The sequence below is a fragment of the Kouleothrix sp. 19917 genome (assembly GCF_057073505.1).
The window spans coordinates 8,530,821-8,542,786 of the sequence record NZ_CP097099.1 but is presented as its reverse complement, the minus strand read 5'-3'; the positions used below and the strand labels follow the sequence as shown (position 1 = coordinate 8,542,786).

General features: G+C 64.9%; 10 protein-coding genes. 1 reads left to right on the top strand and 9 read right to left on the bottom strand.

What is annotated here, in order from left to right; all coding sequences use genetic code 11:
- Position 1: 1 nt before the first annotated feature.
- Positions 2–541 carry a GNAT family N-acetyltransferase gene (locus M1P90_RS34460; protein ID WP_483700445.1) on the top strand — a complete coding sequence of 180 codons (540 nt, stop codon included), beginning with the start codon at positions 2–4 and terminating at the stop codon, positions 539–541.
- A 47-nt stretch (positions 542–588) separates the two neighbouring features.
- Here the strand turns inward: M1P90_RS34460 and M1P90_RS34455 are convergent, their stop codons facing one another.
- From M1P90_RS34455 to M1P90_RS34415, 9 genes are all read right to left on the bottom strand, one after another.
- Positions 589–876 carry a hypothetical protein gene (locus M1P90_RS34455; protein ID WP_483700444.1) on the bottom strand — a complete coding sequence of 96 codons (288 nt, stop codon included), beginning with the start codon at positions 874–876 and terminating at the stop codon, positions 589–591.
- 18 nt (positions 877–894) lie between these two features.
- Positions 895–1,419, bottom strand: coding sequence for a glycine/sarcosine/betaine reductase selenoprotein B family protein (locus M1P90_RS34450; RefSeq protein WP_483700443.1), 525 nt, complete (start codon positions 1,417–1,419; stop codon positions 895–897).
- Between the two features lie 469 nt (positions 1,420–1,888).
- Positions 1,889–2,719, bottom strand: coding sequence for an alpha/beta fold hydrolase (locus tag M1P90_RS34445; protein ID WP_483700442.1), 831 nt, complete (start codon positions 2,717–2,719; stop codon positions 1,889–1,891).
- Positions 2,716–3,444: a TIGR04282 family arsenosugar biosynthesis glycosyltransferase gene (locus M1P90_RS34440; protein ID WP_483700441.1), complete on the bottom strand. Its 729-nt coding sequence runs from the start codon at positions 3,442–3,444 to the stop codon at positions 2,716–2,718. The genes M1P90_RS34445 and M1P90_RS34440 overlap by 4 nt, the downstream gene beginning before the upstream one ends.
- 191 nt (positions 3,445–3,635) lie before the next feature.
- On the bottom strand, positions 3,636–5,057 hold the full coding sequence (locus M1P90_RS34435; RefSeq protein ID WP_483700440.1) for a dihydrolipoyl dehydrogenase family protein: 1,422 nt from the start codon (positions 5,055–5,057) through the stop codon (positions 3,636–3,638).
- 910 nt (positions 5,058–5,967) lie between these two features.
- Complete coding sequence (locus tag M1P90_RS34430) at positions 5,968–7,383, bottom strand: radical SAM protein (RefSeq protein ID WP_483700439.1); 1,416 nt, start codon at positions 7,381–7,383, stop codon at positions 5,968–5,970.
- Between the two features lie 25 nt (positions 7,384–7,408).
- A complete protein-coding gene (locus M1P90_RS34425; RefSeq protein WP_483700438.1) occupies positions 7,409–7,972 on the bottom strand; it encodes a Uma2 family endonuclease in 564 nt (187 codons plus the stop codon).
- 170 nt (positions 7,973–8,142) lie between these two features.
- Entirely contained in the window at positions 8,143–9,255 is a 1,113-nt protein-coding gene (locus M1P90_RS34420; protein WP_483700436.1) for a phosphotransferase family protein, read from the bottom strand.
- A gap of 360 nt (positions 9,256–9,615) precedes the next feature.
- Positions 9,616–11,766, bottom strand: coding sequence for a beta-galactosidase (locus M1P90_RS34415; protein WP_483700435.1), 2,151 nt, complete (start codon positions 11,764–11,766; stop codon positions 9,616–9,618).
- Between the last annotated feature and the right edge of the window lie 200 nt (positions 11,767–11,966).

Sequence of the window (11,966 nt, the reverse complement as noted above, 5' to 3'; positions counted from 1 at the left end):
AATGCCCGTTGTGATTGAAACCCCGCGCCTCACGCTGCGCGAGTACCAGCCCGGCGACCACGCCGCCCTCCACGCAATTCTTTCCGACGCGACGACGATGCAGTTCTGGCCGGCGCCGTTTTCGCCCGCGCAAACCGACGCCTGGATCGCCCGCCAGATCGCCAGCTACGCCGCGCACGGCTTCGGGCACTGGGCGGTACTCAGCCGCGCGAGTGGCGCGCTGCTCGGCGACGCGGGCCTGATGCGCTCCGAAGTCAATGGCCGCGACGAGATCGACCTGGGCTATATCTTCCACCACCCGCACTGGCGGCAGGGCTACGCGCTCGAAGCTGCCCGCGCCGCCCTCGATTTTGCGCGCATGCAGCCCGCCATCACCCGCGTTGTCGCCAACATGGCGCACGACCACCACCGCTCGCGGCGCGTTGCCGAAAAGCTCGGCCTGCGCTACGAAGGCGACTACTTCAACACGCGCAACCGCAATTTCCGCACGCTGCTCTACGCAATTGATCTGAGCGATGCGCACGAACTACGAAGACTGTAATTAAAATCTTGGTGTCTTCGTGCCTTCGTGGTTACTGTTCCCTTGCTCTACTCGCCCATCTTCCAATCGTGCGGCGTAGTATATTCCTGCCGCCGCCAGGCCCAGCCCGGCTCAAGGATTGCCCCCGGCTCGCGCACCTCGTAGAGCGCCCGCAGCGCATAATGAATCACGCTCAGCTGCTGGGCGCGGTTGCCCGGCTCGCCCAGCGGGTGCCCGAACGGCCACTTCAGATGCACGGCGCGCGGCGGGCGCACGCGCTCGGCAATTTCTCGCAGACCAATAATCGTCACGGTTGGGATGCCAGCCGCCTCAATGGTGCGCGCGATCAGCCCCACGGACTGGTTGCAAATCCCTCAGGCCGGCGTGAGCAGCACGGCGTCCACGCGCTCCTGCTTGAGCTTGCCCGCCACCTGCGGCGCGGTGACGTTCAGCAGCGTGGCGACGTGCGGCGGCTCGATGTGGCCCATGAAGCTGTAGCACGTGCCGAGCGCGCCGATCGTGCCCGCGCCCGCCAGCTCGCGAAACAGCCCGATCGGCAGCAGAATGTTCATGTCGCGCTCGGCGTCGCGGTGGTCGTAGTAGTCGTGGGTGATCGTCAGCGCCTCGGGCGCGGTGTCGGGCGGGATGGCGCGGTAGCTCGCGTCGCCGCGTGGGTCGGCCATGTTGAAGCCGGGCTGGCTGCGCCGATGCACGCCGCCCGTGGTGACCAGCGCAATGCGGCATTCGCGCAGGGGCGCGCGCAGCGGCACAAACGGCACCGTGTCGAAGGCCAGCGCGTCGAAGCGGCGGCCCCAGCGCCGCGCCATCCAGGGCATGCGTGTGTAGAGCCGCCCAACCATGTGATAGATACGCTGGCGTAGCTCGTCGCCGTCGGGCATAGGTCCTCATTCGTTGTTGCAGGTTTACAGGTTGCGGGTTGCGGGTTTGCAGGTTGCGGGTTGCAGGTTGCGGGTTTACAGGTTGCGGGTTGCAGGTTGCCGGTTGCCGGTTGCGGGTTGCAGGTTTGCAGGTTGCGGGTTTGCAGGTTGCGGGTTGCAGGTTACGGGTTGCAGGTTTGCAGGTTGCGGGTTGCGGGTTGCAGGTTGCGGGTTTGCAGGTTGCGGGTTGCGGGTTTGCAGGTTAAAGCCACCCTTTCACCCTTTCACCGTGCCTCCTGCCGACTGCCCACTGCCGACTGCCCACTGCCTACTGCCGCCTGCCCACTGCCTACTGCCTCCTGCCCACTGCCCACTGCCCACTGCCTACTGCCTCCTGCCCACTGCCTCCTGCCCACTGCCCACTGCCCACTGCCCACTGCCTCCTGCCACTGCCCACTGCCTCCGGCTATCTCCGGCTTCCCGCACTATTCTACCCGTTTTCAGCTTCGAGCCACTCGGCCAGCGGGCGCAAACCCTCGCGCAGCACGGCGTAGTGCCCACCCGCCACCTCGATCAGCCTGCTCGTGGGCAGCTCGGCGGCCAGGCGCTGGCCGTGTACCAGCGGGATGGTGCCATCCGCCGGGCCGTAGAGCAGCAAGGTCGGTCGGTCGCGCAGCGCGGGCAGCAGCGGGTCGAGATCAGCGCGAAACATCAGCTCGGCGGCGGTGTCGTAGAAGCTGTCCGCGCTGTAGTCCATAAAGCCGGCCCAGCCGCCACGCAGGTATTCCTGCATTGGCACCAGCCGCAGCAGGGGCCAGATCATGCGCTGCCACACAAAATGGTCAATGCGCGCCAGCCGGCGGTTGTCGAGCAGCCGGCCAAAGAACGGTGTGCTGATCAATTCCTCGCGCAGCGGAAAGCGCGGCGACGGGAATGGCGTAGCCGCCAGCGCCACCCGCCCAACCGGCACGGCGTTGATCGCGCACAGCGCCACCGCCACCACGCCGCCCGCCGAGTGGCCCACCAGCCCATGCAGCTCACGAATGCCCGCCGCGCGCAATACTGCCAGCACTGCGCCAGCGTGCCGCGCCAGGGCGTAGCTGCCGCGCGAGCGGTCGGAAAAGCCAAAACCCGGCAAGTCGGGCGCAATCAGCGTGAAGCGATCATCGAGCCGTGCGATCACCGGCTGCCAGAAATCGGCGGTGCCGCCCAGGCCATGGAGCAGCAGCACGGCGGGGCCGCGCCCGCGCACAGCATAGGCCACGCGCCGCCCGGCAAAGCGTGCATAGTGGCGCGGCAGTCGCGCGAAACGCTGGCTCACCGCGCTGCCTCCGCGAGCGCGTGCAGCGCGGCGCGCGTGTGCGGCGCAACGTCGGGCGGGGCGGCGCGCAGGTGTGCGGCCAGGCGCGCTAGCTCAGCGGCGGTGTCCACGTCGTACCAGCGCGGGAGCAGCTCGGCGCGCAGGCGCAATTCCTCTGCCAGCGCGAGGGTATCGGCCAGCACCGTCGGCGTGCTCATCGGCACCTCGCGCACGAGGCGCGGCTGTGGCGCGCGCAGCCCGATCAGGTAGTAGCCGCCGTCGTCGGACGGGCCGAGCACCACGTCGGCACCGCGTTCCAGCCGCGCAAACGCCTCATGCAAATAGGCAGGAGGAAGGTCGGGGCTGTCGCTGCCAATGATGACGACCGACGACTGACCACTGACGGCGCACACAACGTCGTGGTCGTTGGTGGTCGGTTGTCGATCGTCCATTTGGCGCTCAAACGCCTCCCCAAACGCCGCCGCCATGCGCTCGCCCAGCGTTGCGCCGCGCTGCGAACTGGCCGCGATGCCGGGCGCGAAACCCACGAACCATGCCGCGTCGGACTCGGGCGTGTGCGCGATGCGCACCTGCGCGCTCGGCACGCACCGCGCAGCGTGGAGCGTGTCGGCCAGAAAGCCAGCGTACAGCCGCGCAGCCGCCGCGCCATCGAGCGGCGGGCACAGGCGCGTTTTGGTGCGGCCCGCCACCGGCTCGCGGGCAAAAATGATCAGGGTTCGATTCATTGTGATGTCAGGAACCAGTAGAGTGCGGCTGAAGTTTGGCCCTGCTTGCTGAGACGAAAGACGAAGGACGAATGAGCAAGATGCGCTTCGTCTTTCGTCACTGGTCTTTCGTCTCAATGCCCTGGCGTCGGTTCTTGGTTCTTGGTTCTCCAGTCTGGGCGTATTGCTATACGCCCATCGATGCTTCTTGGCTAGCCCCGCAACGACAGCACCGGGCGAATGAATTTGCGCGCGCCCTTGATCGATTCCGACTCGAGATAGGCTTCGAACGACGCCTGCTGCAAGCCGGTGGTGTAGGTCGGGTAGGCGTGTGTGGTGCTGAAAATCGCGTCGAGGCCGAGCTTATACTTCATCGCCAGCGCGATCTCGGCCAGCAGCTCGCCGCCATGCGCGCCAACAATATGCGCGCCCAGGATGTCGTCGTTCTTCGCGCCCAGCACCAGCTTGATGAAGCCGTGCGTCTCGGCCTCGGCCTGCGCCCGGTCGATCTCGCTGTAGGGGAAACGAATCACGCGCACTGGCCCCTTCTGCATGGCTTCTTCTTCAGTCAGGCCGATCCGCGCCGCCTCGGGGTCGGTGAATGTCACCCAGGGCAGCACATCGTAGGCGACCTTTTTCTTACCCACTGGCACCAGGATGTTGCGCACCGCCACGCCGGCATGGTAAGCCGCAACATGGCTGAACAGGTAGCCGCCAATCACGTCGCCAATGGCGCTGATGTTCGTGGTGGCGGTTTGCAGGTAGTCGTCGACCTTGATGCCCTTTTTGTCGTACTTCACGCCCGCCGCGTCCAGCCCCAGGCCATCAACATTCGCGGCGCGGCCCAGCGCGATCAAAATTTCGTCGCCCGCGATCTCGATTTCGCCCTCGCCCTGTTTCGCCACGACGATCTTCTGGCCGCCGTCGCGGCGCACGCGCTGCATGCGCGCATTGGTGAGAATGCTGATGCCGTCGCGCTCAAGTGCCTCGGCCACTGCCCCTGCCACCTCGGGCTCTTCGCGCGGCAGGATGCGCTCGGCCCCCTGCACAATCGTGACTTTCGCGCCCAGGCGGGCGAATGCCTGCGCCAGCTCGACACCAATTGGCCCGCCGCCAACCACCGTCAGCGTTTTCGGCAGGTGCATCAGGTCGAAGGCTTGCTCGTTGCTCAGAAAACCCGCTTCGGCCAGACCCTCGACCTTTGGCACAACCGGGCGCGATCCGGTGGCAACAATAAACGACTGGCTGGAAAGCGGCACGCCGTTGAGCGAGAACTCGTGCGCGCCGCGAAACTCGAACGCGCCCAGGCGCACATCCACGCCCTCGGTGTAGGTTTTTTCGGCCAGCGAGGCGCGCTCGATCACGCCCTGCACATACTCCGTGACTTTCGCCATGTCGGGCGTCAGTTCGGCGGCGGCGAGGCCGATCTGCGCGGCATGGCGGGCCTGCTGCGCAACTTTCGCCACATGGATCAGCGACTTGCTGGGCACGCAGCCGTAGTGCAGGCAGTCGCCGCCGAGCCGCTCTTTGTCGATCAGGCAGACACGCGCGCCGAGCGACTGCCCCAGCCGCGCCGCCGTCAACCCGCCCGAGCCGCCGCCAATGATCGTAATGTCGTAGGTATAGCGCGCCATGGTGTTCCTCCTGCTATGCACACACGGTGAGAAGGGAAAGCGGTGTGTTCCCGGCAGCGCTGGCACGTCCCGCTCCGCGACCTCCACGCCCACAAACGACGCAAACGCTGCCTGGAAAGCAGTCTAGCCGAACCGCCCTACGGTACTCGTACGTGCCTCATAGCGCAGCCAAACAGCAGCCAGGGATTTACGATTTACGATTTACGATTGAGGCTCAGTTTCACCGCACAGGCGCAAAGGGCGCGCAGGTTTTGGATTCCGAACCACGAAGAAGTTACAAGTTTGAAGGTTGCAGGTTCGAAAGTTACTGCGCGCACCCTACCTGCCAACTGCCGACTGCCAACTGCCAACTGCCAACTGCCAACTGCCGACCGAATTATTCACCGCAAAGACGCAAAGCGCGCAGAGGTTTTGGATTGCCGAACCACGAAGAAGTTACAAGTTTGAAGGTTGCAGGTTCGAAAGTTACTGCGCGCACCCTACCTGCCAACTGCCAACTGCCAACTGCCAACTGCCAACTGCCGACCGAATTATTCACCGCAAAGACGCAAAGCGCGCAGAGGTTTTGGATTGCCGAACCACGAAGAAGTTACAAGTTTGAAGGTTGCAGGTTCGAAAGTTACTGCGCGCACCCTACCTGCCAACTGCCAACTGCCAACTGCCAACTGCCAACTGCTGACTGCCAACTGCCAACTGCCAACTGCCGACTGCCAACTGCCGACCGAATTATTCACCGCAAAGACGCAAAGTGCGCAGAGGTTTTGGATTGCCGAACCACGAAGAAGTTACAAGTTTGAAGGTTGCAGGTTCGAAAGTTACTGCGCGCACCCTACCTGCCAACTGCCAACTGCCGACTGCCGACTGCCGACTGCCGACTGCCGACTGCCAACTGCTACCCCGTAACACACGTCTACGCGCTATGCACCGGCGGCACAAATGCGCTTTCGGGCACGGCTTCGGCGCGGGTCAGGTTGTTCATGGCGCAGAAGCTGACGATGCCGCGCGGCGAGGCGTTGTGGTAGCAGCAGCGCTCGATCCGCTCGATGTCGAAGTCGCTCGAATCCATAAACGGCTTGATGTAGATCGTCGTCTGCTTGGGGCCTTTCTTGCCGCGCAGCCAGCCCAGCGGGTCGTTGCCCACCAGCGGCACAACCTTCTTCAGCAGGCGCGGGTTTTTCATCACCTGCTTGGCCATGTAGGGCACGCTTTCACTCAGGCCCACCGTCAGCGCCCGCACGAAATCCACCGGGTCGTCGCCCATCAGGTCCATGAAGTCGTCCACAGTCAGGTCTTTCAGCGCGTGCCGCCACTGCCCGTCGATATAGGCCACGCGCCCGTAGGCGTTGCACAAGGGCGAGCCGCTGCCCACCGGGAAGAAGCCCGACGGCTCCAGCCCGCACTGCTGGCGCATCAGCTCGAACATGTCGGGCAGGCGCAGCTTGCGCGGCGCGTCGATGTCGAAACGCCCGCCAAAAGGCGTGGCGCACTGGAAGTTCACCGCGACGATGTTGGCGCGGCTGCGCGCAATCACTTCCATGGTCGGGCCGACCTGGTTGTCGTTCAGGCCGGGCATGATCGCTACGGCCAGCACCACCGGCATACCCGCGTCAGCCAGATGCTCAAGCGCGGTTTCGCGCACCCACCACAGCCGCTCGCCGCGCAGCTGCTCGATATGGTCGTCGTCAGTGCTGTCGAATTGCAGGTAGAGCGAGGTAACGCCCCAGCTTTTGAGCTGCTTGGCGTAGTTCGCGTCTTTGGCGATGCGGATGCCGTTGCTAATGACCTCGACATGGCCGCAGCCGGCGTCGTAGCACATCTTGACGATCTTATCCAGGTCTTTGCGCACAGTCGGCTCGCCACCGCTGATCTGGAACGACACGCCCTTGCCCTCCAGCGCAATCACTTCGTCGATGCGCGCCTTGATCTCGTCGAGCGTGTAGTGGCGGCCGGCGGGGCTGCTGCCCGCAAAGCACATCGGGCAGGTCAGGTTGCACTTCTCGGTAACTTCGAGCATCACGAGGTTGGCGCGGTCGCGCATCTGGAAGGGGTGCGTGCGGATCGGCTCCTGCGTGACTTTATCGGGCCAGCGCTGCTTGATGCGCTCGTCCAGCTCGAACATGCGCGTGTAGAAATCGGCGTAGGGGCCAAGATCGGTGGCGAAGCGTCCGTGCGTTGGGCATTCGCGGGTGTAATGGGCGTGGCCCGTGTCGTCGGCCACGTAGGCAGCCGGGATCTGCGCCTGGCAGACCTCGCAGATGCTGGCGGTTTCTTTGAGCGTTCGCCCGGCGCGCGGGATGGACGGGGCGATCAGCGCGATCTCGGCCATGGGTTCCTCCTTGTTGTGGGGAGTATTATTCCTCAAATAGTTGCGCAACGGCAACCGAAAAGCCAGGCAGAATTGCATCGCCAGGCAGTTCGCTCCCGCTCGCGAATTCGCGAATATCGGTCATCGAGCGGTAAGCATATACCACTCGTGCAGCTGGATCAACAACCCAAACGAGCAGCACGCCAATAGCAAAATACTCGCGCAGCTTGCGCATGGCATCGGCCCAGGCATCGCCGGGCGACATGATTTCAACCACAAGCTCAGGTGCAACATCCAAATAGCTTTTCGATTGACGCTGCGTATAGCGCGCATTTGAAATAAACAGCACATCGGCGGCGCGAATGGTGTCGGGGTTGCGGCGGGTATAAATGCCAACTTCGCCAACCAGCACTTTGCCAAGCTTGTGCGCTTGAGCAAACGCTCGCAATTCGGCACCGAGCGCATTTTCGATTAGCCCATGCTCATAGCCGGTTGGACTCATTGGCACAATTCTCCCTTCTACTAATTCGCACGGCTCAATACCCACAAGCTCGGCCAGGTCGGCGCCACTAAGTAACGGTGCGCTTACCACACTGCTTTCAATTGCCATGGCGTTCTCCTTTTGCCGAAATTATAGCCGCGCACTTGCCGAATTACAATGAGGGCAGGGATTCAGCAGAATATGCGCAAGGAAGCTGGCGTTTGGATGTGCGCCCATGAGCGAAAGAGCGAACGAGCGCAGCGCGGAAGAACGAGTAAACAAGCCCCTACGCCCATACCCTATTCCCCACCCCCCAGGCTCTCTTCCCGCAGCCAGTCGTGGAACAAAGCGCGCAGGTAGGGTTCCTGCAAATATTCTTCGATCTTCGCCAGCGTGTCGCGGTTGTCGATGGCGCGGCCAGGGCCGGTGTACTCGACCCACGCGCCCGCGCACCAGCCAATTGCGCGCAGCAGGATGAAGGGCAGACGCAGCCGTAAGCGCTCGCGCAGCTCGGCTGGATCGAGGTCGGGGCGGGCGGCAGCGTAGGCGGCCAGGAAATGTGCGCGTTCAGCCGCGGTAAAGGTCACGCCGCACTTCCACTGGGTGGTGGTGGGAATGAGGAAATGCGCGAGATCGTAGGTTGGGTCGTCGATCAGCGGGCGCTCCCAGTCCACCAGTTTGCAGTATGCAGTTGGCAGTATGCCATCAGCCATCTGCCAAGCGCCCGTTGCCTGCTGCTCGCTGCCGGCTGGCAACGGCTGACTGACGATCCAGTTATGGGCCTGCACGTCGGTGTGCACCAGCGCGAAGGGCGCGGGAAAGCGCCCGGCATCGCGCGCGGCCGAGTCAGCAGCGCGTTCGAGCAGCGTAGCGAACAAGGCGCGCAGGTGCGCAGGGGCGCGCTCGCAGGCGAGGTAGGGCGCAAGCCATTCGCGCCCTTCGGCCAGATCGTCGTGGAGGGCGCGGCGGCGGATGAAGGGCGCGCCGGGCGGCGCGGGGATGCTGTGCAGCCGCGCCAGCGTGCCGGCGGCGGCGGCGATCTGCGCGGGGCTGGCGTAGTCGAGCGGGCCGCCGGGCAGATACTCCATCGCCAGCAGACCATAGGGCAGCGCGGCCAGGGTGTCGTCAAGGTACAGCAGGCGCGGGGCCACGCCATGCGGCCCGAGCAGGCGCAGCGCCGCCGCTTCGTAGGCGATCTGTGCGCCGCCGGCCTGCCCGATCTGCGAGCCAACATTCACGCGCAGCACGCAGTGGGTCTCGCCGCCCTGCATCAGCCGGTAGTTGATGTTGTATTCGCCCTGCGCCAGAAATTCGAGCGTGGCGTGCACGCCCTGCGCGAGGCCGAGGGCATCGCGCACGTCGGGACGGGCGACGTAGGCATGGAGCGCGGGCAGCAGTTCGGTTGCGAGCATGAATTCTCCCCTTGTGCGGTGCCGCCGTGGCGCTGAAGCGCTCGGCTCCCGTGGGCGAAGGCCGCCTGCGCGGCCTTGTCAGCCTGCAGACTTCGCAACGTGTAGCCCGCCCGTTCACGGGCCGGGCGCGCAGTCTGGGCGTATTGCTATACGCCCTTCGCTCGCCGGTGCGCAGTCTGGGCGTATTGCTATTCGCCCTTCCGTCGCTGGTGCGCAGTCTGGGCGTATTGCTATTCGCCCTTCCGTCGCTGGTGCGCAGTCTGGGCGTATTGCTATTCGCCCTTCGCTCGCTGGTGCGCAGTCTGGGCGTATTGCTATTCGCCCTTCCGTCGCCGGTGCTTGGTCACTCTTCGCCCATCCTCACCCAAGCAGCACTGCCGCCCCATCCCAGGCCGGGACCGTGAGCGCGCAGCCAGTCGGGTCGCACACCACTGCGCCGCCGCGCAGCAGTTCGGCAGCGGCCACCACCGGCGCACCGGGCAGGCGCACGCGCGCGCGCACCTCTTCCGGGCCGTTGTTGGTCAGGATGATCATGCGCTGGCCGTTTGCCTGAAGCAGGTGCGCGTCGATGGTGGGCGGCGTATCAACCAATTCGAGCGAGCGCGCAAGGCCGACCGTTTCGCCCAGCGCCAGCAGCAGCGCCGCCGCGCTTGGTTCGGTCAGAGCAGCTGCATCAAGGTGGGTGCCAACATAGATCGCCTGCCCCGCACCCCCGCGCCGCCGCACAATCGCCCCGCTGCCGTCGGCGAAGCGCGCAATTATTTCGCCACCCTCGGCGGCGTCGAGCGGCTGGCGGTGCCAGTAGCCAGCAACAGCCGGTGGCAGATCTGCCGCGCCAAACTTTTCTTCGCCCAGATGAATGGCGCACTCGGCGCTGCGTTCGATCTCGCCAGCCTGCACGCCAAACAGCGCGCTCAAACCCGCGCCGGGCTGCTCGTCCCAGCTCCAGCCGCGCCCATCCACCCACGCGCCCTTGGCAAAGGCCAGCAGCGTGCCGCCGCGCTCGACAAACCCACGCAGCGCCGCGCCAGTTGGCTCGTCGACCAGCATGGCGCAGGGCAGCACAATCAGCTTGTAGGGCAGGTCGCCCTTTTGCAGCGCGGCGCTGTCGGCAAACTCGACCGGGTAGCCAGCGCGCCAGAAGGTGTGGTACGCGCCGCGCACGCAGCGGCGCAGCAGGTCGTTCGCGCCCATGCCGTGCAGCAGCATTTCGTTGCGCGTGTCGGTGTAGAGCGCCACCTCGGCGCGCGGTGGCTGGGCCTTGAGGAAGAAGCTGGCGTGCTCGTTCACCATGCGGTTGATCGCCGCCGCCGCGTGGTAGCGCCCGGTCGCCCGCCCGCGCAAATCGGCCAGCGCGCCCCAGTGAATGGGAATGCACGGCCACTCGCGGTAGCCCTGGTAGAGAATGGCTTTTGCGCCGTGCGCCAGCGCTTCGAGGTTGTAGCGCGTGATGTCCTGCGGCGTGGTGGTGTAGTCGGGGCCGAGCGCCCAGCCGTTGATTGGCCCGCTTTCCAGCTCGGGCAGCCAGAACTCGCGCCCGGCGTGGATGGCGCTGCTGCGCCCGATGTCGAGAAACATCGAGATATATTCGGGCGCTTCGTGCAGGTGCGGCTTGCCGCCCGGCTCGCGGATAATGCCGGGGTAGAGGTCGTAGCCAATCGCGTCGGCCTGATCGGCCATGCGCCACACATCCAGCGCCATCTCAACATCGCGGCCCGACGGCGCGAAAATATTCGTCATGGTCGGGTGCTCGCGGTCGTGCTCTTTGATGAGCGCGTGCTGCCAGCCGATGAACGCGGCCATGTTTTCGTTCAGAAAAGTGCGCCAGTCGAGCCAGGCCGTCACTACGCCCCACTCCTGCGGCATCGAGCGCGGCGGCTGCACCTGCGCCCAGCTGCTGTACTGATGGTGCGTGCAATCCCAGCGCCACGCGACATTCAGCGCATCGAGGTCGCCATACTTCGCTTCCAGCCAGGCGCGAAAGGCGGTGGCGGTGTGCGGGTTGTAGTCGTGCAGGCGTGGGTTTTCCTCGCCGCGGCGCGTGACGAACGGGAAGCCCGGCTCGTTGTCGATCTGCCAGGCCCACAGCGCCGGGTGGTCTTTGTAGCGCGCCAGCAAAAGGCGCAGGTAGCGCTCGACTTCGGCGCGATAGCCGGGGTGGTTGCGGCAGGCCCAGCCCCAGACGGTGCCGATGGGAAACGGGCGTCCCTCGCGGTCGATGATCTGCGCGTCGGGGTAAAGGTCGAGCAGCCAGATCGGCGGGTTGCACGAGCCGGTGCCAAGCAGGATTTTCACGCCATGCGCGTGCGATTCGTCAAACAGCGCGTCGAGCCAGCCCCAGTCGGGCGCGCCGCGCACCTTCTCGATATAATCCCAGCTCGCCAGCAGCTCGGCCGAGCGGATGCAGTTCATGCCAGCGGCGGCCATGTTCGCCACGTCGCGCGGCCAGTCGGCGGGCTCGTGGTGGGGCGGGTAGTAGCTCGCGCCAAGCGGGAAGAATGGTTCGGGCATGGGCTCCTCGAAGTAAGTTTTGAATGCTAAGTGTTGATTGTTGAGTTAGCAGGGTGCAAGTTTACAGGTTGCAGGTTAGAACGTTGGCAGTTGGCGAGTTTCAGGTTGGCAGGTAGCGGTGCGCGCAGTAACTTTCGAACCTGCAACCTTCAAACTTGTAACTTCTTCGTGGCTCGGTAATCCAAAACCTCTGCGCGCTT